Below are 24,503 nucleotides of genomic sequence, written 5' to 3'. Positions count from 1 at the left end.
TTGCGTTAGGATGAACTCAATCTTTAAGATAAAAGGCTGTTCTACCCTAAAAGCAGACGCTCATCGCCTGAGGACACCGTCCATGTGGAAGCCCGAACTCCTTGCCCCTGCCAAAAACCTGGAGCGTCTTTACGTTGCGATCGCCTATGGAGCTGATGCGGTCTACGTGGGAGGTCAACGCTACGGTCTGCGGGCCAGGGCCGATAACTTGACCGATGATGAGCTGATGATGGGCGTTCGCTATGCCCATTCCCAGGGCGCCAAGGTTTATGTGACGCTCAACGCCTTTTTCCATGATGACGATTTTGCAGACTTTGATGACTATTGTCAATTTTTAGAGCATCTTGGCGTTGATGCTGTGATTGTCTCGGATTTGGGAGTGATTCGCGCCATTCAGGCCGCTTCTAATTTGGAAATTCACCTTTCGACCCAGGCTTCCTGCTTAAATACCTACGCAGCACAATTCTGGAAACAGATGGGTGTGCATCGGATTGTGGTGGGCCGAGAACTTTCGGTGGAGGCGGGCGGATCTATTCAGCGGCAGGCGGGCATTGATGTGGAGATGTTTGTGCACGGAGCGATGTGTATGGCCTACTCCGGTCACTGCACCATTTCTAATTTTATAAAGGGGCGGGACTCCAACCGGGGCGGCTGCGTACAGTCGTGCCGATTGCCCTACCAGGTGAGCACCGAAGCCGCGATGAGCACTGCAGCAGCAGATTTCCCTCCTCGGGCAATGCCCACCACGCTTTTATCCTCCAAGGATCTCTGGGGGATTGGCACAATTTCAGCCTTCTTTGATCAGCGGATTTGCGCTTTAAAAATTGAGGGACGGATGAAATCCTCCTTTTACGTGGCCACCACCTGTAAGGTCTATCGCCAGCTGATTGATGCCCAGGCGGAGGGGCGGCTGACTCCCGCTCTCTACGAGCAAGCCGCTGCAGAACTGAAGGCGGCTCCCTATCGAGACTACGCCACAGGTTCGCTCCAGGCTCCTGCTGATGGAGCGACGGTGTATCACCAAGCCACCCCAATTAATGTGGGGGACTATGAGTATCTAGGCTTAGTCATTGATACGCAATCCGATGTCATTGTGATGCGGTTGGCCACCGGTCTCAACGTGGGCGACACCATTGAACTGATTCCGGTGCAAGGGCCACCGATTACCTGGCCAGTGAGCGCCCTGCAAACCTTGCGAGGTGAGGCCGTTGACTTTATGCGCCAGGATAATGTGGTGGCCATTCCCAAGACCCATTTTCCCGAAGCCGCTGCCATTGCCCCTTACAATGTGGCTCGGATTGCGGCCTCCCGATCCTCTGCTTTGGTGCGCTAATGCTGTTTAACACCTACGCGGCTTCGCACGAAGATTTGCAACAAGCGGCCCGATCTCCCCAGTTGGAAGAGGTTCTGCTTGAACCGATGCTGCTAGCGCGTCAGGGAACCTTGACCGTCTCGCAGGCCCAAGCCCTCGCCCAGGCGGCCCAGCAGCTTAACCTGCGGCCGGTTTTGGTGTGGGACATCCTCATGACGGAGTCGCAGATCCAGCAGGTGGGCGATCGCTTGAGTCAGTGGGATTTGAGCTGTTTTTCCGCTGTTCGAGTGGCGGATGTGGGCGCGGCGCTGTGGGTGAAGGCCCATTGTCCGACCCTGCCGCTGCAGTTTATTGCTGAGCATGGCAATCATAATTGGATTGGGCTGTTGACTTGGTGTGAGGCCTTGGGGCCGTCGCTGGATCGGATCGTGCTCTCCATTGAGCTCCCGGAGCAGAAGCTCATTCACTATTGCCAGTCCTTGCCAGTGAATTGTGAAGTCTTAGGGGCCGGGCCAATCCTGCTGTTTTATTCGCCGCGATCGCTCCTTGCGACTCAGGTGGGTTCGCCGCCCCAGGATTCTCAGCCTCTGATTCAAGCAACGCTCCAAACAGAGGACTACGGCGATCGATCCTTCCCCGTTCAGGAAAGTCTCCACGGCACCTTGATGTATTTGGACAAGGATCAGTTCATTTTGGATCGGCTCGCGCCCCTGGCGGCGGCGGGGCTACATACCGTGCGCCTGGACCTGCGGCACTTGGGTCAGTACGGACAGGTTGCCTGCGGCATTGATCAGCTGTGTGATCAATGCTTAAATCACCCTGCCACGGTACAGGAAAACTGGCCCCGACCCACACGCGCTCCTTTTTTTAGGGCAAATCGCACCACCGCTGTGTTTCCACACCTCAAATCTAAGCTGATGCCCTGGCGAGATGAAGCCTGTGTGGCCGTGTGCATTGGGTCACAAAGGGGAGAATACGGCATTTTTCGCACTCTGCGGACCTTCCATCGTTCCCAGGTGAAGACCTTGATGTTACCCAGCGGCGAGGAACTGCCCATTCCAGACCGCTTGGGCTTTTACGACTTAGCAGGGGAGGCGTTGGGAACCTGTGCCTCGGACTGCACGATTACCATGGACTGGATCCGGAAGCTGGCCTCCGGCGCGATTTTAAGAACGGTTTCAACCCGGTCACCTGCGAGCGTTTAAAGCGCAAGCGGCTAAAGCGCAAGCGGCTAAAACTCAAGCCGCTGTATTTCAGAGCTTGGAGCATCGGGGCATAATCACAGAGAACCATCCAAGCCTGAGGGCCGTACCGTTGCATGGAGTCCTATCCCTCTGTCCCCGTCTCCAAGTCCCATTCCCGACCGAGTGCCATCGCGCTGTTGGGAGTAGGACTGTATGGGCTGTTGACGCTTTTGGCCGACAGCAGCAGTTTACAAGTTTCCTGGCCCTGGGTGTTCATTGTGCAGGTGGGTCTGATGCTGCCCTGGGTCTGGCTCATCCGATCTCTTGGGATGCACCCAACCTGGACAGGCCTGGGATTTGGGCTAGACCTGGGTGTGGGATTGGGGATAGCGGGGTGGGGGCTTTCCCACCTCGCCAGTCCGGCACCGCAGAGTTCTGTTTGGTACGGCTGGGCGATGCTCGGGAGCGTTGGCGCCCTGTATGGCCTGAATCAGCATCTGACTCTGCATCGCACTCCGGTCAAGCTTTTGCAATGGCAGGGGGCGCTCAGTGGCGCCTTTATCCTGACGAGTTTGGGATTGTGGACCTGGCAGACTCTTCTCCCGGAGCAAGCCCGGTTGCAGGAGTTGCGATCGCTGGGACTCGAGATTCCCTTTAACTTTTCGGTCTTAGAATTACGCAACTGGGCTCCCATTGGTCACCAGAACTACGGGGCGGGCTATCTGGTTCTGAGCCTGCCGCTGCTTGTGGGACTCTCGATAACCGCCAAAACCCTTGGGCAGCGGCTGATTTGGGGGCTAGGGGTTGGGCTGGGTCTAGTCGCCCTGTATACCACGAGTTCCCGAGGTGGATGGCTGGGGTTGGCCATGGCCGGGATCTTGGGCCTGAGTGCAGTTCTCAGTAGCCGCAAGGTCTCAATCGCGATGCGAGGCCTAATGGGGCTGGCTTTGGGGCTGGTGCTGGGAGGAACTCTCCTCAGCAACAACCGACTGCGATCGCTTCTAAGCTTTTCGGCTCTGGGGCAATCTGGGGGGGAGACGGCCTTTCGCTGGATTACCCATGTGACTGGCTGGAAAATGGGGCTGGACCATCCAATTTTCGGGGCGGGGCCTGGATCGGTGCCGCTGCTTTACCAAGCCTATCGGCCTGCTTGGGCGGGTCAGGAAGCTGAATGGGTCTACCAACTCCACAGCACTCCGGCTCAGATCTGGGCAGAGTTTGGGGCCTGGGGCATCGCGCTGGGTCTGGGTCTGACAGGCTGGCTGATCTACTGGGGCGTACGGCTCTGGCGATCGCCGCAGTTGGTGGGACGCGATCGCATTCTAGCGGGTAGCGTTCTGGCGGGATTGGCGGGCTATGGCGGGGTTTGTCTGACGGATTATCAACTGGATATTGTTGCCATTGTCGGAGTCTTGATCGTCTATGGAGGCTGCCTGCTGGCCCTCCTGCGACAGACCTTTCCCCAGCCAGGGGCAATCTCGCCGTCCCCCCCGATTCGCCGAATGCTCCCTTGGGGGCTGGTGGGACTGCTGATTGCCATGGGGCTGTGGATCACCCCGGTTTTACGGGCCTGGCAGCTTTCTAGTCTCGGATTTGCAGCCTTACAGGCCCAGGATGTCGCGGAATTTCAAGCGAAGCTGGAGCGATCGCATCAGCTTGCCCCCTGGGAACCTTACTACCTGCATCAACTGGCCTGGAACTTGGGTCATGCTGGGCTGCAGGCTCCTAATCCAGAGGATCAGCAGCGGCTAATCCAGGCCAGTCAAGCCTACTTTCAAAAGAGTCTTCAGGTTTCTCCCCATCAGGAATTTGCCTACAGTAATCTGGGCTGGCTGCAGTTGCTGACCGGTCAACCTGAGGCGGTGCAAACCTTTGTCCAGGCAACGCAGCTCCTGCCGGGAAAACGACTGGCGTTCAATAGTTTGGGACTGAGTCTGTTGCAGCAAGGCAAGTCGGATTTAGCAGTTCAGGCCTTTTCCCTAGAGCTGCTGCGCAATCCGATCTGGCTCACGAGCCCGGTGTGGCGATCGCCGCAGCTCCAGAGTCTGGTTCCTCAGGTTCAGGCCCTGACTCGCCATCGCTATCAGGAAATCCTGCGGCAAACCCAGCACCCTGCGCTCATTGCCTATGTGCATCGGTGTTTGGGAACGCTGGACTGGTGGCAAGGCAATTTAGATCAAGCGCGCCTTCACTGGCAGCAGGGCGGCAACGGTCTGGGCTTAGATCTGTTGAAGGTGATCCAGAATCAGCCCGCTTCCTCAGCCGCGCCCATTCTCAAGGCCTGGCAAGACCCCAATCGGCGAACGGCCTGGATTGAGCAGGCCCTGTTAGGGGCAACCCAGGCACCGCCGCTGCCGTCGCAGGTGGCGGCCATCGCCAACAGCATGAACCAGGCGCAGTCCCTGGACCAGTGGATTAAGCAGCTGGCGCCGGTGCGTGAGTATCGGCGCGAGCGCACCGGGTTTGGTGTTTTGAGCCGTCACATTGACGGCCCTGCCCCCGTTGACTACGTGCCCATTGTGGAGAATTTGGCCATGACGCTATTCTTTGCCGACTTCTTGCCTAGTCCCCAGTACGATGCCCAACTCGATGGGCTGTTGCAGCCGGAGCGAGAAGCTCTATGGCGATCGATTGCTCCCGCTGAAGCGTCCCCATAATTGCGGGTTCCCTTCAGGTTATGGGGGAGTGCGTCGCCGGGAGCAATTGGTTGTTGCCGATTGGTTGTTGCTGCTTGATCGGAGAATGTTGCCTTGAGGCTTAGACTCAGTAAGCGCCATTGGCAAACAGCACAATCCGAAAAGTCTCTACGAGAATTTCGAAATCCAGATTCAGACTCCAGTTATCGATGTAGTACAGATCCAGCCGAGCCGCCTGGTCAAAGCTGTCAATGTGCGATCGCCCGGAAATCTGCCACAGTCCGGTAATCCCCGGCAGGACCTGGTGGCGAATATGGTGCCAGGAGTTAAACCGCTCCACGTCTCGAATGGGCAGGGGACGCGGCCCCACCAGGCTCATCTGGCCGCAAACCACGTTAATCAATTGCGGGAGTTCATCCAAGCTCGTGCGGCGTAAAAAGCTGCCCAGCCTGGTGCGGCGTGGGTCCTGCTTCATCTTAAATAAAATCCCATCCTGGGATTCGTTGTGGGCCTCTAACTGCGCTTGCAGCTGATCGGCATTGGCAACCATGGTGCGAAACTTCCACATGGGAAAGACCCTGCCATGGAGCCCCACCCGCTCCTGCCGATAAAAGATTGGCCCCGTAGAGGTGAGCTTAATGGCGATCGCCAGCCCCGTAAAGACCGGCGCCAACACCAGCAAGCCCAGACTGGCTGCGATGATATCAATGGCTCGTTTCATCCGGTAATCTAGCCCCAGCAGCATTGGCGGAGCCGATCGTAGGGTGGGCATGCCTGCAAAAATTTCTGGAATGCCGCGTCGGTGCAGGATTTCAACGCTGGAGGGGATTAAGCGCAGGGAGATGCCGTAGCGTCGTAGCTGCCAATAGAGGTGGGAGGCCAGGTCGGTATGGGGCAGGTTTTCAACGATGACTTCCTGAGCCTGGGACTGCACAATGCGCTGGAGAGTGACCTCCGTATTGGCGGTGGATGCCAGGGCTGCTCCGGCAATGGTGTAGTGCGATCGCTGCTGCAGGAGCTTAGATAAATGCACTAGGCGATCGGCGGGGGCAATGATAAACACGTTTACCGGGGCCTGGCGCTGTTCGAACTGCTGCAGCAGCAGCATGGCCACGAGCCGAAACCCAATGATCAAGATGATGCTAAAGAGCCAAGCGCTGAAAAAGAGCGATCGCGGCACATCTACCTTGGGATCGTAGATGTAGCTTGCCACCAGGGATACCCCATAGGCTAGGCTCACCACCTGCGCAGCGCGGACAAAGTCTTTCCAGGCGCGGGCGCGATTGTAAAGCCCACCTAGGGTGAACAGCATCAGGGTGATGCCGGCAAATAGCCAGAATAAGCTGGGTAAGCCCAGCCAGACCCACCAGATGAGCTGCTGGGGGATGGGGCTGTAGAGCTGATTCAGGCGAGCAGCGAAATGCCAGGCTAAGGCCAGGGCGGCCAGGTCAGCCAGGGCCAAGCCGCCAAAGCTGATCCACTGCTGAACACTGGTGTGCTGGAGCTGGAGCGATCGCGAGGCTCGTAAATCGTCCTGACTCGCGGGAGGAGGGAGAGGAAACACAGCAAGGTGTAAACATCGATGGCTACCGCGTTGATTTTACCTGTCTGGCGAGCTGTTTATTGCCCCAGATCTCCCCATCGGAATCGAGAGGGTTGGGGGCTACCCTTGCCATTGAATTTGGAGACTCCCCTCAGTGCCTCCCCTAGGTTCATTGCGGAGGAACGGGAGGGACAGGGTAAAGGAACGGAGAGGAAGGGATTCGAACCCCCGGAACCCTTGCGGGCTCATCTGATTTCAAGTCAGACGCAATCGACCAACTCTGCCACCTCTCCAGGCTTAAATATGAGCGATTAAAAAACGCTCATGGACTATATTACCCCAACCCATCGAAAAGGCGCTTGGGCGGTGCCGAAATTCTCTAGAATGGGGTGGCAATTAAAAATCCCTTCAGGAGTTGTTTTCAGTGGAGTCGCGCTACAGTCCCAATGAGATTGAACCTAAATGGCGAAAAGTTTGGGCACAACAAGGTCTCGACCAGACCCCACAGGACAAAACTCAGCCTAAGTTTTATGCCCTTTCCATGTTTCCCTATCCGTCGGGAAGCCTGCATGTGGGCCATACGCGCAACTATGTGATCACTGATGTGATTGCCCGGCAAAAGCGAATGCAGGGGTTCCGGGTGCTCCAACCCATGGGATGGGACGCCTTTGGGCTACCCGCTGAAAATGCAGCCATTGAACGGGGTATCCATCCCGCGCAATGGACTTATAAAAATATTGAGCAGATGAAGGCCCAGCTGGAACCTCTGGGGCTTTCCATTGACTGGAATAAGGAAGTGGCCACCTGTTCTCCCGATTACTACCGCTGGACCCAGTGGATTTTTTTGCAGTTCTACGCAGCGGGGCTGGCCTATCAGAAGGAAGCTGCCGTGAACTGGGACCCGGTGGATCAGACGGTATTGGCCAATGAACAGGTGGATAGCGAAGGGCGATCCTGGCGATCCGGAGCCAAGGTGGAGCGGAAGCTGCTGCGGCAGTGGTTCCTGAAAATCACTGACTACGCCGAAGAACTTCTCCAGGATCTCGATCAGCTTGAGGGTTGGCCAGATCGGGTCAAGACGATGCAAGCTAACTGGATTGGTAAATCCGTCGGAGCCTACATTGAATTTGAGATCGTGGGAGTCGATGAGAAGATCGGGGTTTTTACCACCCGTCCTGATACCCTGTTTGGGGTTTCCTATGTGGTTTTAGCGCCAGAACATCCCTTAACGGCCAAAATCACCACTCCAGACCAGCAAGAGGTGGTCAAGGCTTTTATGCAGACGGTGGCTTCGGAAAGTGAGCTAGAGCGCACAGCGGAGGATAAACCGAAGAAGGGGGTTCCCACGGGAGCCAAGGTTCGCCATCCTTTGACGGGGAAGGAGGTGCCCGTTTGGATTGCGGACTATGTGCTCTATGAATACGGCACCGGGGCGGTGATGGGCGTTCCTGCCCACGATACCCGCGACTTTAAATTTGCGCAGGACTATCAGCTGCCCATTCAGGTGGTGATTGTGCCGGAGGCGAATGCGCCTGCTGAGAACTTGGAGACCGCCTACACGGATCCGGGATGGTTGGTTCATTCGGGTGAGTTTGACGGTCTCTCCTCGGAGGCGGCAAAGCAGGCCATCATTGAGGCCTTGGAGCAGAAAGGCAGCGGTCGGCAGCGGGTTCAGTATCGTCTGCGGGACTGGCTAATTTCGCGCCAGCGCTATTGGGGGGTGCCGATTCCTGTGATCCACTGCCCGGACTGCGGAGCGGTGCCCGTGCCGGATGCTGCGTTACCGGTGCAGCTTCCGGAGAACGTTCAGTTTTCTGGAAAAGGCGCTTCGCCCCTGTCTCAGCTCGAAGACTGGGTGAATGTGGATTGTCCTAGCTGCGGTACCCCGGCCAAGCGGGAAACCGATACGATGGATACCTTTATTGATTCTTCCTGGTATTTTCTGCGCTATCCCGATGCCCGCAATGATCAGCAGGTGTTTGATTCGGACCTGGTGAATGATTGGCTCCCGGTGGATCAATACGTCGGTGGGATTGAACATGCGATTTTACACCTGCTCTATTCCCGCTTCTTTACTAAGGTGCTGCGCGATCGCGGGTTAATTAATTTTGATGAACCGTTTAAGCGCCTCCTGACCCAGGGCATGGTGCAGGCCACCGCCTACAAGAATCCCAAAACTGGCAGATACGTGGCGCCGGATCAGATTGCCGACCTCGACCATCCCACCGATCCCGATACGGGGGAGGCGCTGGAGGTGTTCTTTGAGAAAATGTCTAAATCTAAGTACAACGGCATTCCGCCGGAAGGGGTGACTGAGAAATATGGGGCAGACACCGCCCGGCTGTTTACCTTATTTAAGGCTCCCCCAGAGAAGGATTTGGAATGGGATGCAGCGGATGTGGAGGGACAGGCTCGCTTTTTGAATCGAGTCTGGCGGATCGCAGCGGAGTTTGGGCACCGGCGGGTGGCCGGGCAGGTGCAGGCGCCGGCGGCATCGCTGTCGAAGCCGGAACAGGATCTGCGCCGATCCATCCATGTGGCCATTCAGGAAATTAGCGAGGATTTAAGCGGCGACTATCAGTTCAATACGGCGGTCTCTGAGCTGATGAAGTTAAGCAATGCCCTTTCCGATGCGGCCTGTAAGGATTCTGCCGTTTATGCTGAGGGTGTGGATACGCTTCTATTGTTGATGGCCCCCTTTGCCCCCCATATTGCTGAGGAACTGTGGCACCAGCAGGGGCACACAACCTTAATCCATCAGCAGCGCTGGCCAGAGGTGGATCCGACTGCTCTGGAGGTGGATGAAATTACGCTGGTGATTCAGGTGATGGGTAAAACTCGGGGCACCATTCAAGTTCCGGCCCAGGCGACGAAGGCGGAGATGGAGCAGGCGGCGATCGCCTCTGACATTGGTCAGCGCTATCTGGCGGGGAAGACCCTCCGCAAGGTGATTGTGGTGCCTGGCAAGTTGGTTAACTTTGTGGTGGGCTAGGGTATGCCCCAGAATCAGCAGTGGATTCTGGCCCTGGATACCACCGGGGCGCGGCTCAACCTGGCCCTGGATTCTGGGACTGGGCAGACTCGTTCTCAGTCTTTGCCCCTGGGCCGAGACCTGTCTACCGATCTGCATACGCAGCTGCAGCAATTTGTCTCTCCCCTGAGCTGGGAAGAGATGGCCGCGATCGCTGTTCTGACTGGGCCGGGAAGCTATACCGGATCGCGCATTGGGGTGGTGACCGCCAGAACCCTGGCCCAGATGTTGCAGGTGCCACTCTATGGTTATTCAACCCTGGCGTTGGCCGCAGCCATTTCTGCGGAGCCAGGGGCGATCGCCGTCTCGATTCCAGCCCAGCGCCATCATGTTTATGGCGGGGTTTATCAAGTCGAGGATGCCAGACTCTATCCAACACCCCTGGTTGCCGACCGCAATATCTCGATCCTCCATTGGGAGGCATTCCTCAAAATCTACGAAACGCCGCTGCCCCACTGCCAATTTGAGTTTTCTGAAGACAACTCGCTCAAGCTGGTGCAGCGTATGACGGCCATTGCTCGGCAGCAGCTTAACTCAGGACAACTTGGGGATTGGTCCAGGGTTTTGCCCGCCTATGGCAAGCCTAGCTAATTGTTCAGGAAGCCCTCGCGGGGATCTAGGACAGGAGTGAGAAGGCTAGAATAGGCAGAACAAAGACTGACCGTATCCCTCCGATTGGGCAAAATTTGCGGGTCTATCGAACTGCTTTTGACGTGAGTTGATTTCCATGCTCCAGTGTTTCAAACGCGATCGCTTTAGTAAGCATGCTTTGTCCCTGCCCTCTACGTTAGATCAAGGATTTGCCTTGCCCATTGCCATCGGTGTGGGCGTTGTCATGATGATTATTGCCATGACAATGATTATTCGTTCCAATCAGGGCAAAGTTGCATCGATCTCTCAGCGATCGACTTCGGATAGCTTGGCTGCTGCAGAAACTGGAATTGCTAAATTTCAATCGTTTCTTAACGAATATCGTGAGTTTGCCTCGGTACCATCCACCTGTAACTCGAATGATTGTTTGTTGGACTGGAGTCAATTAGCTACCCGAATTAATGCCAGACCTAGCTGTAGCAGCTATCTCAATGCGAATCTATTCCCGCTTAGCTCATCAATCACGTCGCCAAACTACACGGCTTGGAATGATATTACTCGTTCGGCAGCGGGAGGGGCACAGAGTTTGGAAGGACGCTTTCGTCTGATGAGTTATCAGTTTGATCCTGATCGTCAAGAAGGTATCTTGCAAATACAGGGAACCGATAACCGTCCTTTAAATGCCAGTTCTCAGCCCACTGGAGGAGTCACTGAGTTAACGGTTCGTCTTCCTGTGATTCCTGCGGACACGCCTAACAATGTCGGTGTTGGATCTGCTGCACCATGTGATTACGTAATTCCACCTTTACCTCAACAACCTAACGATATTGTGCTGACTAGTGCGATTCAAGAATCAATAACCTTACCTCGTAATCAGGACGAAGAATCAGGTCGAGACCAGTACACTTATCAATTGAGATTAAGCTCTGATCAAAATAATTCAAGTCACTGTCCTCCTTCTTCTGGGACATTTCCTCCCCCTCCATCCATTGATCTAGATGCTAACGAGCAATTAACGATCAAAAGTGGGAATACCATCACGATCGTTACGACAGAGGGAATTGATATTAACGGGGGAAAAATTAACATTCAAATTGGTGCGCAGTTAATTCTTGTATCTTGCGGAAATGTTTCTGTGGTAACAAGTGCTGTGGCAACTCATCCAGTTGTGAATAACAATGATCAAGAGGATCTATCATCACTTCAGTTTTATCTGCTAGGCAATGATGCTCAGCTAACGCTGGGCGCGTCACAGAGTCCTTCCATTCCATTTATTGCTTACGTGCCCGATGGCAGAGTTGAACTGCAAGGATCTGGCTTTAGTCCTCAATTCTTTGGCCGAGTTTGGGCACAGCGATTTTATATAAACAATCCAGATTCGACCTCTGATGATGTGAACGGTAGCGGTGAACCCTATTTTCTTCAGAGGTCGCTTTTCCTGACAACGGATTATCCTTCCCCTTGGCCAAATATGAATATTTCAACCCTGGGAAATCGACTACAGCCAATTACGGCCTGGGAACGTCAACAGCGCTAACTAGAGACTGCCATAACCTTAAGAGTTGTCGCGAATCGACCATCTTTCCCAGAAAATAATGCCATGATCCTGAATCAGCGTGGTGTTCAATTCAGTGGTATGGGGTTGATTCAATTTATTCAGGTCGTTGCCCTGGCCTTTATTCTGGGGGCCTTGCCCATCGTGCGGGTTCTGACCCAGCTGGTTTCAGGTAAAAACCTGGCCCAGTTGGGCACCGGAAATGTTGGGGTTTCGGCGGCGTTCTACCACGGGGGAACGGTCGTCGGGGTTTTGGCGGTGATTTCCGAAGCTCTCAAAGGCGTGGCGGCGGTTTGGATTGCCCAGCAGCTTTTCCCGCAAAGCCCAGCTATTCATCTGCTGGCGCTGTGCTTTTTGGTCCTGGGGCGCTACTTTATTGGCCGGGGGGCCGGGACTACTAACGTGGTCTGGGGCGTCATTGCCTACAACTGGCGCATTGCCTTTTCGCTGTTTCTCTTTAGCGCCGTCTTTTTCATTATTGTGGGCAATCGCCAGCGATCCAAACTGCTGGTACTGTTTTTATTGCCATTGATCATTGCCATCCAAACCCAGGATCTCAACCAAACCCTAGCGGCCATGATTTTGGCAGGGCTGCTGGGCTGGATTTACACCCGCATCCAGGATGATCTGGATTTGCCTGCTCACTCTGCACGTCATGGTGCCATGTTTAAGTTTCTCAAAGGTTCCGGCCCTATCCTTTCACTAGATCAGCCCCTTAACCCGGCCACTGTTGGATCAAAGGCTGCCAATTTATCTCAGCTCAAACAGGCTGGATATTCTGTTCCCCCCGGCTGGGTGCTGCTCGCTGGGGATGATCCGGCACAGTTTGCTCAACGCTTTGAGCCCGATCCCCAGCATCCGCTAGTGGCCCGGTCCTCAGCGGTGGGAGAAGATACCCAGGAGGCCTCTGCGGCAGGACAGTATGAAACGGTGCTGGATATCACCTCCTCCGCCATGCTCCTGAATGCGATTGCCACCTGTCAAGATTCCTTTGATCACCCCGCAGCGGTGGAATATCGCGATCGCCATCAAATTCAAGAAGCTGCCATGGCGGTGCTAGTGCAGCCGCAAATTCAGAGTGTCTTTTCAGGAGTAGCCTTTAGCCGCGATCCCCTGGAGAGCTGGAATAATAAAGTGGTGATTGAAGGTCTGCCCGGCTTTGCCAGTTCAGTGGTGTCTGGCCAAAAAACGCCGGAAACCTACGCCGTTTGCTTTGATCAAGTCCCGCCCGGTCAGCCCCCCCTGCCCGAACAGGTGGAGGGAGAGCCGGGAGACCTCCCCCTTTCCCTAGTGACGGCTGTGGCGGATCTGGCCCGACGCATTGAGGCCACCTTTCAGGGAGTGCCTCAGGATGTGGAATGGACCTACGATGGTCAAACACTTTGGGTTTTGCAGGCCAGACCGATTACCACCCTGCTGCCCATTTGGACCCGTAAAATTGCGGCGGAGGTGATTCCAGGGATTATTCCCCCCCTCACCTGGTCCATTAATCAGCCCCTGACCTGTTCTGTGTGGGGCCGCATCTTTCAGATTGTGTTGGGATCTTCTCGCAGCGCCGATCTCGACTTTCAACGCACGGCCGATCTTCACTATGGACGAGCCTACTTTAACGCCAGTCTGTTAGGCAAAATTTTCCTGCGCATGGGGCTGCCCCCAGAGAGCCTGGAGTTTCTGACGCGGGGCGCTCCCATGACCCCACCGCGCGGCCTGGCGGTGCTGCGATCGCTGCCGGGGCTGCTGCGGCTGGTGCGGCGCAGCTTTGCTCTACCGAGAACCTTTAAAAAACAAGCAAACCAATCCTTTCAGCCGGTGCTCGCGCAACTGGAGGCGCAATCTCCGGTTGAACTCCCGGCCCCCCAGCAGCTAGCGCGGATTCAGACCATTCTGGAGACCCTGGACCGGGTGACCTATTTCCAAATTTTAGTGCCGCTAACCGTGGCCCTGCGGCAGAAGATCGCCCAGCGGCAGATGGCCGAACTCGATCAATCGGTTTTACCGGAGGTGGCTGCCCTGCAGCAGCTCCACCATCTGGCCCAGCAGCTGCGGCAGATTGCCCCTCCGCAGGGGGAGACCTGGGAGGTGGAGGAAATTCTGGAGTGCTGTGGCACCCATCCGACTCTTCAAATTGAATTTGAGGCTTTTTTGCAGGAATTTGGCTACCTTAGCGAAGTGGCCACGGATATTTCCGTGCCCACCTGGCGCGAAGACCCCCAGGTTATCGCCAAAACCCTCAAGGTTCTGGTACAGGGCGAGACGCCAGCGGCAAACCCCGATCCGCCGCGACGCAAAGCCGGTTCGCTGCAGCGCTATCTCAATTTGAAGGGACAGGCCGCCCAGATCTATAACCGCCTGCTGGCCCATCTGCGCTGGACCCTGCTGGCGATCGCCGATGAGTGGGTGGCGGCGGGCCATTTAACCCAGCGAGAGGATATCTTCCTGCTGACCTGGCCTGAAATTGAAGCTCAGCTTGGCGCACCCGCCAGGCAAGCGGATTCATGGTCAGCCCTGATTGCCTCGCGCCAGCAAGCCTTGGTCCAGTGGACCGCGTTGAAAACCGTGCCTACGGTTCTCTACGGCGCCGCGCCTCCCCTGACCAACGTGAGCTTTGCGGAAAACGGCACCCACACCAAACTGGTGGGAATCGGGGCCAGTGCGGGCGAGGTGGAGGGCATCATCCAGATCATTCCTTCCCTCCAGGATATGCCGACCCACATCAGTCGGGAGATGGTGCTGGTGGTTCCCTTTACCGATGCAGGCTGGGCACCCATTTTTGCGCAGGCGGGCGGCATTATTGCCGAAGTAGGGGGGAAACTCTCCCACGGCGCTATTCTGGCGCGAGAATATGGCATTCCAGCGGTGATGGATGTTGAACATGCTATTCAGCGTCTCCACAACGGCCAACGGGTCAGAATCAACGGTGGGAGCGGTGTGGTGGAGCTGCTGTCCTCGCCCCCAGATGCCCCTGTCGGTTAACGGTTTGTCACACAATTGCTTTAGGATCAACTCACATGTAGTGGTTCTGGCGGTAGAACCTGGCCTTTGATGGTGGGCTGCATAATCGTGACTGGCTGCAAGCATAATTCAATGACCCCTTCGGATTCCAAGCAACCCTCCTCTTTGCAGAAGCTACTGTCCTACCTCAAGCCCCACTGGAAAAAGGTGACCTTGGGGATTGGGGCCTTGTTCATTGTGAACGGCATCAGTGCCTACCTGCCGCTGCTGATTAGCGGTGCCATCGATCAGTTCCAAACCAGCTTTGAATTTAGCGAAGTTCAGCAGGATGTGCTGGTGTTGCTGGCCCTGTCCACCCTGATGTGGGCCATTCGCATGGGATCGCGGGTGTTGCTCTTTGGGGCGGGGCGGCAGGTGGAATTTGACCTCAAGCAACGGATTTTTGATCACCTGCTGCAGCTAGAGCCTGCCTACTTCGCGGTGAACACGCCAGGGGATTTGATCAATCGAGCCACCAGCGATGTGGATAACATCCGTCGTCTGGTGGGGTTTGCTGTGCTGAGTATTGCCAACACCGCCTTTGCCTATGTCATTACCCTGCCGCTGATGCTGGGAATTGATCCTGTCCTGTCGCTGCTTTCCATTGCGGTTTATCCCTTCATTATGCTGGTGGTGAAGGTGTTCAGCCAGCGACTGCGCGATGAGCAGAGTGCGGTGCAAACCTCGCTGTCGAACTTAAGCGATTTGATTCAGGAAGATATGAGCGGCATCTCGCTGATCAAAATCTATGCCCAGGAAGAAAACGAGCATCGAGCCTTTGGCGAATTTAACCATAGCCTGCTCCAGGCCAATCTGAAGCTGGCTCTGACCCAAAATACGCTCTTTCCCTTTTTGGGGGGGGTGGCTAGCATTAGCCTGCTGGTGCTGCTGAGTTTGGGGAGCCGCGCCATTGCCAGCGGGACTATCAGCGTGGGTGACTTTGTGGCGCTCTTGCTCTACGTGGAACGCTTGATTTTTCCCACGGCTATTTTAGGATTTACCATTACAGCCTACCAACGGGGCATCGTGAGTCTCGACCGCATTGAGGCAATTTTGTCGGTGCAACCGGCCATTTCCGATAAAAATGCCGTGGTTGCTGCCAACTCCCTAGATCTGCAGGGCGCAATTCGCGCTCAGGATCTCTCCCTCCGCTATCCCGGCGCAGATCAAGAGGCCCTGAAACAGGTCTCCTTTCAGATTAAACCGGGACAGATGGTGGCCATTGTTGGGCCGGTGGGATCGGGGAAAACAACCCTGGCTAACTGTATCCCACGGCTGTTAGATGTGCCGCCGGGTCAGCTCTGGATTGACGATTATGACGTGACCCAACTGCCCTTAGAGGCGCTGCGCACCGCCATTGCCTATGTTCCTCAGGACAGCTTTTTGTTCAGCGCCAGCATCAAAAACAACATTCGCTATGGCGACCCGGTGGCCGACTTGGCTGCGGTTCAGGGGGCCGCCCAACAGGCCAAAATCCACGAAGAGATTTTAAACTTTCCCAAACAGTACGAGACACCGGTGGGAGAGCGGGGGATTACCTTATCGGGAGGGCAGCGCCAGCGATCGGCCCTGGCACGGGCACTCATGACCGATGCACCCATTCTCATTTTGGACGATGCCCTGGCCAGCGTTGATAACCAGACGGCCACCTTTATTCTGGAGCAGCTTGCCCACACCGATCGCCGCAAAACCGTGATTTTTATTTCCCACCAGCTCTCCGCCGCCGCGATCGCCGATCAGATTTTGGTGATGGATCACGGGAAACTTGTGCAGTCCGGTACCCATCGACAGCTGCTGCAAACTCCTGGACTGTACCGTCACCTTTGGAGTCAGCAGCAGCTTGAGGCGCAGCTTAAGGGCTAGGGCGGTGTTCGGTGGGCTTTATTGCTGCAAGAATCGGCCTTAATAGGCATTTTGCCGCTTCAAAACCACCAGTACCGTCTTGAAGATGATCACCATATCCAGCCAAAGGGACCACTGGCGCAAATACTTGAGGTCATAGTCAATTCTGGCTTGCATTTTGTCCAGGGTTTCGGTTTCGCCGCGATAGCCATTCACCTGGGCCAGACCGGTAATGCCGGGCTTAACCAGATGGCGCAGCATGTAGCCCTGGATGCGCTGACGGTAATATTCGTTGTGGGCCACCGCATGGGGTCGAGGACCCACAATACTCATGCGTCCCTGGAGCACGTTAAAAAACTGGGGCAGCTCGTCCAGGGAGGTTTTACGCAGGAAGCGGCCCACCGGGGTAATTCGTCGGTCGTCCTTCGTGGCCTGCTTAACCTCGCTATCATTTTCTAGCACCGTCATGGACCGAAACTTATAGACCTTAATCTCTTGCCCGCTGATGCCGTAGCGCTTTTGCTTAAACAGGATGGGGCCAGGCGAGGTGATCTTCACCGCCACCGCGATCGCCACCATCAAGGGACTGAGGATTATCAGGGCTGCTGTCGCTATCAGAATATCGAAGATGCGCTTTAGAAAGTACTGAAGGTCAGAAAAGGGGATTTCCCAGACTGAAATCAGGGGAATACCGTTGATATCGTAAGTTTTGGCCTGCATGAGCGTGAACATGGTGATATTGGGCACGAAGTACACGCAGGCCGTGGTGTCCTGAAGGTCCCTCAGCAGTTTGGACACTTGAGATTCCTGATGCAGGGGGAGGGTAAGATACACCACATCCACGCGATAGCGACGCACGTAGATGGGCAGTTCTTCCAAGGTGCCCAGGGCGGGCTTAAATTCTGCCGGGGTGGGCTGGTTCGGAAAACGGGTGTCGGAGAAAAAACCACAAAGCTCCAGCCCCAGTTCCGGGGAGCTGCGCAGTTGTCCGGCCAGCATGGCACTCAGATTACCCGTGCCGGCAATGACTGCCTTTCTGCTGTAGTGGCCTGATGCCTGCAGGTGTCTGAGCAGATAGTGAATGAACTGGTGATTAACGCCCAGAGCGATGGGGGTCATCAGCAGCCAAGTAAAAATTAGCTGTCTGGAAAAGACAATCGAAGTTTGGGTAAAGAACCCCAGAAACATCAGCAGGGTGGCCACTAGGGTCCAACCCATTAAAATTTGGGGAAAGCGCGTTTGAGGGCGGTCGGTATTGAGGGCATCATACACGCCGACCAGCTTCATCAAGGGGGGCGTTAACAGCAGGGTGAGGCCCGCCAAAATTAAATAGGCCTGATTGATCCGGGCCTCAAAGTATACCGTGCACAGCAGCAGCAATCCGGTGGCAACCAGGGCATCTAGAATCCGTTGGAAGCCCCAGATGCGTCTCGCTGAAAGCTTAATAACCTGAAAGACTGATTTTTTCTTGCGCTGGGGCATGGAAGGGGCGGATAGGGGGCGTGGATATGGGGAATATCGCTCACCAGCGGCCAGGGGACGCGAGCTGCTCCGTGTGGATCATAACCTTAGGATTCCCGTAAATTAAATCTTCTGGATCGAGTCTCAGGATCCCCGATAAAACCGATACAATGTCCTTAAATTTCATCATTTGTGCTGATTCTGGACAAAATGATCCCTGCATTGCCCCCAAGATCATGTCTGAGACTGGCTCTCCGCCGCCCTGATCGGAAGCTAGGAGGCTTCTCCTTGGTGGAGGTCCTCATCTCAATTTTGCTCATTTCGGCCTTTCTGGCCACAGCAATGCAGGCCTTGATTTCCGCCACCGCCATTAAGGTACGCTCGGAAGAAATCAGTGAGGCCTCCAATTGGATTCAGGAGGATTTAGAAGAAATTCGCTATTGGGCCAATGAGCTGGAGCTGAACGAGGATCGTGATGGCTATCGCACGGATAATTGCGGCACAGACTCGGACGGAGATCGAGCCTATCTGGCGATGCTGGTCGGCAGTCTGCCCGAGGTGGGCGATCGCGCCAGTATGTTAGGCCAGCGTCCCTACTATCTGCGCCGAATTGCGACCCCCGATGGCAACCTGCTCAAAATTGAACATCGGGTTTTTCGCAACGTCGATGGCGATGATGCTGAAGAGGACGGTGAACTAGTGAGTACCCGCTATTCTGAGGTCATTCCGGATGTTGCCTTTTTCTGTCCCTGAGCATCGCAGCCGTTCTCCTTTCTCAGTTCCAGGGCGAAGGGACTGCGGCTGGGTCCCTGCTCGTGGCTTAGATCCTGATCAGGGCTTTACGCTGACAGAAATGGCGGTCATCGTGGTGGTGGTGGGTGTTCTGGCGGCCATGGCTTCCCCCAGTCTTCGCCATCATTTGAATCAGGTGCGTTTGGAGGGGGCGCTGCTGAGTTTGCAAGGGGCGCTGCGCGAAGCGCAAAACGAAGCCATCCGCAGAAGTCAGACCTGCACCGTTACCGTCAATCCTGGGGTTGACTCCACCATTACCGGGTCTTGCCTGATCACCGGCGATCGCCGCCTGAAGGAGGTTGAGCTTCGGCACAATCGCAGCTCTGGCCCCTGGCATATCAGTTTTGACTACAAAGGGCGCAATCGCGATCCCGCCAACAGTGGCACCATTGTGCTTTCGGTCCCCAATTCCAGGGTTCGGCCCCTTTGCCTGGTGATGTCCGTGGGCATTGGGCTGCGACGGACTGGGGAATACCAGGGCAGACTGGATTCGCCGCTGGCTAGTGATTGTCTATCTTCTTAGAGACGGGGGAGGGGGCGATGCAACCGCGATTGTGCTGTGGGAATCCCTGTAAGGGGTTTACCCTGACTGAGCTTTTGACCGCCTCGGCGATTCTGGGCATCTTTGTCTCAATGGCCTGGGGAACCTTGCTGTTAATCCTGGAGGCTGAAAATAAGCAAGATGCAGAATTTGAACGGCAGCAGGAGCTGAATCGAGCCGTTGACTTTATTGCCGATGACGTTCACTCGGCAAGTCAGCTGTCGACTGTGGTGACGCTGCCAGGACCCGAGGATGGACTGTTTGAGCTGGTTTACCCGGATGGTTCTAAAACAGCCTACTTTGTGGTGCCCAAAGAAGCGCGGCGCTGGCGGGGTCCCTACCTTTTGCTCCGCAGATCTAGCTCAATGTCCCAGCCACAGCCCCTAGTGGATGGTCTCTCGGATCGATCCCCCCTTTGCACCAGTCCCCCTGGGGAGGTGGTGCAGGCCTCAGGCGTTAAGGTTGTGTTGCAAGGGCAAGGGTATCTCCAGGTTTGTCTGGCAGGATTGCTACCGGACAATCAACTCTGGTCAGCTTCTCGCCAGGTCATGGTTCGCGGTGGATCCTAACCAGAATGAGAGTCTTTCGGTATGATGGAGTGGCGATATTCTTGGGGCTGTAGCTCAGCAGGATAGAGCGACCGCCTCCTAAGCGGTAGGTCGCGCGTTCGAATCGCGCCAGTCCCGTTTCTCGGCACGTTGGACCTAACCCGGTCGGGCCGCAACTTCGTATCCGGTGAATTTTCGGATATTCATGACTCCGGTATCGAGCAGCAGATATTGGCCCTTGATTCCCCTTAAATGGCCCCTTACCAGCGGGGTTTTGTCAAAGGTGTGAGCAGTGATTTTAGGGGGGAATTGGTGAACGGGATATTGAATGGTGGTGATCTCGGCCTCTAGGGGTTGCACGGCATCCTCCCCGTAGGCTTCCCGAAGCGTTTGGATGAATTCGCCAATCTGGACCTCAACTTCCTGGGCCTTTGCCTTCAGATCAAGGGAAGCACCGTTTCCCTTTAACAGGGTGCGCCAGTTTGTTTTGTCGCTCATTAATTTGGCGATTTGGACTTCGATGAGTCCAGAAAGATGGCGCGATTTCACCTGATAAATGGGCAATGCCTCGGTGGCGCCCTGATCAATCCAGCGGGTGGGGATTTGAGAGCTTCGGGTGATTCCGACTTTGAGGGCGGAGGTGTTCGCCAGGTACACCACATGATCGATCATGCAGTGGGTTTCGCCCCACTCCGGCTCGCGGCAGGTGCCTAGGTGATAGTGGCACTGCTCGGGCTTGAGGATGCACAGATCACAGGCGGCTAGTTTTTTCATGCAGGGGTAGCAATAGCCTTGGGAGTAGCTTTTGGGCGTCTTGCGGCCGCAATGCTGGCAATAAATCCGGCCTGAAAATTCAAGTTCGAGGGGCTGGCCGATCAGGGGATTGAGGGGAAGGGCGCGATCGCCGATGGGCAAGGCATAGTCAACCTCTGCGTTGAGTTGGGTTGTCATTTTGCGCAAGGTGCCTTGCAGGTTCATGGGCTTGGGCTTTGTGACTGGCTAGGGGGAATCTCAATATTAGCGGATGACTCAGGGCCACACTGCTGCTGAATAGATCCTTTGGGGGGGGAGAGTCTGATTCCATCTTGTGTGCAGGCGCGATCGCTCCCTCCCCAAACTGCTTTAGGCTACGCGATCCGTCTGATACAGATATTGTTGGAATTCTACAAAAAGTGAGCGAATCGTCGCACTGTTTCCCAGCGTTTGGAGCGCGTCGTGGAGCGCATGATATTTCAGTTCTAAAAGCTTTGGTAATTTTGCTGGGTCGAGTTCCCCAACGCCGGTCTGGACATATTGCTGCAAGACGAAGTCCAAAAAATCACGCTGCTTGCCGTCATATTTGGCAAATATTAAAGTTTTCTGGGCGATCACCCGCTCCTGGCGAGTCAGGGGATGTTTGGCGTAGGCGATATAGGCCAAAACATCATACAAGTCACTGTTTTCGGCTTGAATCAAGCGAGTGATTTCCTTGAGTTGATCATCGCCATAGCCACGTTCTGCTAACCCATCGAGCAGCGCGTTGCGGGTGTCAGGCTGACTCCAAAGTTGTCGCAACTCCTCTTCATCTTTGAACAAATCTGGGATCTCTCCAAAGAGTCGTTCTACAAATTTGGCCGCAGAAATGGGTTTACCGTCTGCACTCCAGAACGATGTTTGCATTGAACTGTGCAGGGTGCGTTCTTTACCATCAGCTAACTGGATGATAATTTTCCGAGGTTTTGGATCTGGATTGGAGGAGGATCCCTGCTCGATCCCATGCACACTCGTCCCATACCCTCCAGGCGCTTCACTGGTTCGGCTAGGGCGCATGGGGACGGGTGCAGCGGGTTCCCCATCCCACTCGCGATCGTTAAAGTGTTCGTAGGCTTTTACGAAGTCGTAAATTGTAAAGTAGTCTTTGCCCTCAAAGGTGCGGGTGCCGCGCCCGACAATTTGCTTAAACTCGATCATGGAGCCAACGACGCGCAGTAAAACGATATTGCGAACGTTACGGGCATCGACGCCGGTGGAGAGTTTTTTGGAGGTGGTGAGAATGGTGGGGGTGGTTTTCTCGTTATCTTGGAAGGCTCGCAGGAATTGTTCGCCGCGTTCGCCCTCATCCGCGGTGACGCGGACACAATAATTGGGGTCGGGGCTGATTTTGATTTGGTTAACCAGATTCCGAATGGCTAAGGCATGGTCTTGATTGGCACAAAAGACCAGGGTTTTCTGGTTTTGGTCAATCTGCGCCATGAATTGCTGGACGCGAAACCGTTCCCGTTCTTCGATTTCAATGATGCGGTTAAAGTCTGACTCGGTATAAACCTTGTCTGGGTCAATGTCCCCCTCAATGAGGTCGTCGTCGGGGCTATAGAGGTATTCATCCAGGGAGGTTTCAAACTGGCACACTTTAAACGGGGTGAGAAATCCATCGTTAATGCCGGATTTGAGGGCATAGGTATAGACCGGATCGCCAAAGTAGGCATAGGTATCGGCGTTATTTTCGCGTTTGGGGGTGGCGGTGAGACCCAATTGAACGGCTGGGGCAAAGTAGTCTAATATTCCCCGCCAGGAGCTTTCGTCCTTGGCTCCACCGCGATGGCATTCGTCAATGATGATGAAGTCAAAAAAGTCGGGGGGATAGTCGCCGAATTTGGGGGCCGGGTTGCCTTGCGCATCTTTCCCGGTCATGAAGGTTTGAAAGATGGTGAAGAAGACGCTGCCGTTTTTAGGAACTCGTCCCCGTTTTTGAATGGCTTTGGGGTCAATGCGAACGAGGGCGTCCTCTGGGAAGGAGGCAAAGGCGTTAAAGGCTTGGTCGGCGAGGATGTTGCGATCGGCCAAAAACAGGATGCGGGGGCGATGGGTGGGTTTTTGGCTGAGGTTCCAGCGGCTTTGAAACAGTTTCCAGGTGAGTTGGAAGGCCACGAAGGTTTTGCCGGTGCCGGTGGCCATGGTGAGCAAGATGCGATCGCGCCCTGCACAGAGCGCTTCTAGGACGTGCTGAATGGCGTTGTGCTGGTAGTAACGGGCTTCCCAGGTGCCGCTGCGATCTTCGAAGGGAATTTCGGCAAAGCGATCGCGCCACTCATTGTCTTCGCTAAAGGTGGCAGTCCAGAGGTCTTGGGGGCTGGGGTAGTGGCTGATATGGCCTTCTTTACCCGTACGCATGTCGATTTGATAAATGCCGTCGCCGTTGCTGGAGTAGGCGAAGCGGGTTTCGAGTTTGGCGGCATAGTCTTTGGCTTGGGCAACACCGAGGGTATCGGGTTCGCTGCGTTTTTTGGCTTCGAGGACGGCGAGTTTATGGCCGCGATATTCTAAGACGTAGTCGGCAAATTGGGCGGGGGCGCGGCGTCCGTTGCCCAGCAAGCGACCGGGGGCGATGACTTCTCGCCGGATGCGGCTGCGATCGACGATGCCCCAGCCAGCGGTGCGCAGGGCGGGGTCAATGAGTTCGGCGCGGGTTTCGGCTTCGTTCATGCAAAAGGCGAGCAGGAATATTTAAGGGTCAATTTGAGGATGTTGCTCATATTGGGCGATCGCTGCGTGGATAACACTGTTGCTCACGTCCGACATATCTGATTTTGAGTAAATTGTAATGAGAATGACCCTCTCTTGGGATTTTAGGTAGTCAATGAGATGATAGCCAGCACTTTTGCCCTTTTGGATGTCGCTGTTTTTGAGACGAACTTTGAAAACCTGATATTGAGTCCCGGTGATGCGATCGCCTGGAGTTTGACCTGCTTGCAGTTGTTCAAATCAGAGGGGCTAAATCTGAGCGAATGGAGCGGTAGCGTTTAGCAAGTTTGCGAAGATCGCTTTGAAATCGAACTGTAAGGGAAATTTCAACAGCAGGAGGTTCACTCGGCATCAATGCCCTCCCACATGGATGCCAGGGGCAGGGTTTGCCCACTCAGGGCTTCTTTGAATCCCTGCTGAATTCCTTCGATGACCTCTTGGGTTGGGGTTTCGTCGGGAGCGGAGTCTTCTTCTGTCAGGAGAATAATCAACCGTACTCGCTGAGGCGAGGTGACATCTAAAGCGCTGTCGAGAGTCAATTGTCCATTTTCGTCCATGCTGCCTGTTGTTTCTATTGCTTTCATGTCTATACCTAAGCTTTACGATCATAATGAGCCTTAAAAGTGTTGTCCATTTTTGCGTTAAAACACTTTTTGCCTTGATTTATAAGGGGTTTAAGATATTTGAGGACTCCATTTGAATTTGCGTTAAAGCACTCTAAGCCCAGAAGGGTAGATAGCGAGCATAGCGAGTTGAAGCTGATTCCGACTCATCCGCTTTAATCAACCCAGCATCTTTGGTGGCACCAATGATCAAGGAAACGGTTGCAGCTTTGGAAGGGGCGAGACGGAATCGTTCTCGAAGGGTCTGGTTAGACATCTGACGGTTGCTGACATAGCACATAGATCGGAAAATGGTGCTTGATGCCAAAAGAGCTTGAAAGTCTTACACTGCAATCATTCTGATTTGGATGAA

17 protein-coding genes and 2 tRNA genes are annotated in these 24,503 nt (G+C 55.0%); 12 read left to right on the top strand and 7 right to left on the bottom strand.

Translation table 11 applies throughout. The features are described from left to right. The first annotated feature begins 82 nt into the window (after positions 1-82). From QQ91_RS10730 to QQ91_RS10720, 3 genes are all read left to right on the top strand, one after another. On the top strand, positions 83-1,333 hold the full coding sequence (locus tag QQ91_RS10730; protein ID WP_166274940.1) for a U32 family peptidase: 1,251 nt from the start codon (positions 83-85) through the stop codon (positions 1,331-1,333). Next, positions 1,333-2,517, top strand: coding sequence for a U32 family peptidase (locus tag QQ91_RS10725; RefSeq protein ID WP_166274938.1), 1,185 nt, complete (start codon positions 1,333-1,335; stop codon positions 2,515-2,517). Before QQ91_RS10730 ends, QQ91_RS10725 begins: the two co-directional genes overlap by 1 nt. A gap of 113 nt (positions 2,518-2,630) precedes the next feature. Beyond that, positions 2,631-5,153: an O-antigen ligase family protein gene (locus QQ91_RS10720; protein WP_166274936.1), complete on the top strand. Its 2,523-nt coding sequence runs from the start codon at positions 2,631-2,633 to the stop codon at positions 5,151-5,153. 106 nt (positions 5,154-5,259) lie between these two features. On the opposite strand, the gene QQ91_RS10715 is transcribed toward QQ91_RS10720, so the two are convergent. Continuing rightward, the gene (locus QQ91_RS10715; protein ID WP_166274934.1) at positions 5,260-6,696 is read right to left on the bottom strand and encodes a sugar transferase; all 1,437 of its coding nucleotides are present in this window, start codon (positions 6,694-6,696) and stop codon (positions 5,260-5,262) included. A gap of 184 nt (positions 6,697-6,880) precedes the next feature. Then, positions 6,881-6,968: transfer RNA gene (locus QQ91_RS10710), tRNA-Ser, on the bottom strand. 131 nt (positions 6,969-7,099) lie between these two features. Between QQ91_RS10710 and leuS the strand changes: the two genes are divergently transcribed. The 5 genes from leuS to QQ91_RS10685 all read left to right on the top strand — a co-directional run bounded on the left by leuS (position 7,100) and on the right by QQ91_RS10685 (position 16,706). Continuing rightward, positions 7,100-9,667, top strand: coding sequence for a leucine--tRNA ligase (gene leuS / locus QQ91_RS10705; protein WP_166274932.1), 2,568 nt, complete (start codon positions 7,100-7,102; stop codon positions 9,665-9,667). 3 nt (positions 9,668-9,670) lie between these two features. Beyond that, positions 9,671-10,297: a tRNA (adenosine(37)-N6)-threonylcarbamoyltransferase complex dimerization subunit type 1 TsaB gene (tsaB, locus tag QQ91_RS10700; RefSeq protein ID WP_166274930.1), complete on the top strand. Its 627-nt coding sequence runs from the start codon at positions 9,671-9,673 to the stop codon at positions 10,295-10,297. Between the two features lie 136 nt (positions 10,298-10,433). Next, complete coding sequence (locus tag QQ91_RS10695; RefSeq protein WP_166274928.1) at positions 10,434-11,834, top strand: DUF7305 domain-containing protein; 1,401 nt, start codon at positions 10,434-10,436, stop codon at positions 11,832-11,834. Positions 11,835-11,933: 99 nt separating this feature from the next. Next, positions 11,934-14,825 carry a glycerol-3-phosphate acyltransferase gene (locus QQ91_RS10690; protein WP_166275294.1) on the top strand — a complete coding sequence of 964 codons (2,892 nt, stop codon included), beginning with the start codon at positions 11,934-11,936 and terminating at the stop codon, positions 14,823-14,825. Between the two features lie 111 nt (positions 14,826-14,936). After that, the gene (locus QQ91_RS10685; RefSeq protein WP_166274926.1) at positions 14,937-16,706 is read left to right on the top strand and encodes an ABC transporter ATP-binding protein; all 1,770 of its coding nucleotides are present in this window, start codon (positions 14,937-14,939) and stop codon (positions 16,704-16,706) included. Positions 16,707-16,745: 39 nt separating this feature from the next. On the opposite strand, the gene QQ91_RS10680 is transcribed toward QQ91_RS10685, so the two are convergent. Then, positions 16,746-18,167: an undecaprenyl-phosphate glucose phosphotransferase gene (locus QQ91_RS10680; protein ID WP_166274924.1), complete on the bottom strand. Its 1,422-nt coding sequence runs from the start codon at positions 18,165-18,167 to the stop codon at positions 16,746-16,748. A 189-nt stretch (positions 18,168-18,356) separates the two neighbouring features. Between QQ91_RS10680 and QQ91_RS10675 the strand changes: the two genes are divergently transcribed. The 4 genes from QQ91_RS10675 to QQ91_RS10660 all read left to right on the top strand — a co-directional run bounded on the left by QQ91_RS10675 (position 18,357) and on the right by QQ91_RS10660 (position 20,165). After that, entirely contained in the window at positions 18,357-18,899 is a 543-nt protein-coding gene (locus tag QQ91_RS10675; RefSeq protein ID WP_284707169.1) for a type IV pilus modification PilV family protein, read from the top strand. After that, positions 18,877-19,461, top strand: a complete 585-nt coding sequence (locus tag QQ91_RS10670; RefSeq protein ID WP_166274920.1) for a GspH/FimT family pseudopilin — start codon at positions 18,877-18,879, stop codon at positions 19,459-19,461. Before QQ91_RS10675 ends, QQ91_RS10670 begins: the two co-directional genes overlap by 23 nt. A 17-nt stretch (positions 19,462-19,478) precedes the next feature. Continuing rightward, the gene (locus QQ91_RS10665) at positions 19,479-20,048 is read left to right on the top strand and encodes a PulJ/GspJ family protein (RefSeq protein WP_166274918.1); all 570 of its coding nucleotides are present in this window, start codon (positions 19,479-19,481) and stop codon (positions 20,046-20,048) included. A gap of 43 nt (positions 20,049-20,091) precedes the next feature. Then, a tRNA-Arg gene (locus QQ91_RS10660) sits at positions 20,092-20,165 on the top strand. Between the two features lie 18 nt (positions 20,166-20,183). Here the strand turns inward: QQ91_RS10660 and QQ91_RS10655 are convergent. From QQ91_RS10655 to QQ91_RS10635, 4 genes are all read right to left on the bottom strand, one after another. Beyond that, a complete protein-coding gene (locus QQ91_RS10655) occupies positions 20,184-20,978 on the bottom strand; it encodes a DUF2797 domain-containing protein (RefSeq protein ID WP_250833329.1) in 795 nt (264 codons plus the stop codon). 171 nt (positions 20,979-21,149) lie between these two features. Further along, entirely contained in the window at positions 21,150-23,489 is a 2,340-nt protein-coding gene (gene hsdR, locus QQ91_RS10650) for an EcoAI/FtnUII family type I restriction enzme subunit R (RefSeq protein ID WP_166274914.1), read from the bottom strand. 380 nt (positions 23,490-23,869) lie between these two features. Continuing rightward, positions 23,870-24,112 carry a type II toxin-antitoxin system RelN family antitoxin gene (locus QQ91_RS10640; protein WP_166274912.1) on the bottom strand — a complete coding sequence of 81 codons (243 nt, stop codon included), beginning with the start codon at positions 24,110-24,112 and terminating at the stop codon, positions 23,870-23,872. A 133-nt stretch (positions 24,113-24,245) separates the two neighbouring features. Next, a complete protein-coding gene (locus QQ91_RS10635; RefSeq protein WP_201277074.1) occupies positions 24,246-24,407 on the bottom strand; it encodes a hypothetical protein in 162 nt (53 codons plus the stop codon). Positions 24,408-24,503 lie beyond the last annotated feature (96 nt).

This window comes from Lyngbya confervoides BDU141951, assembly GCF_000817775.3.
Taxonomy (GTDB): Bacteria; Cyanobacteriota; Cyanobacteriia; order Thermosynechococcales; family Thermosynechococcaceae; genus Lyngbya; species Lyngbya confervoides.
This window is presented reverse-complemented; position numbering and strand designations above follow the sequence as displayed.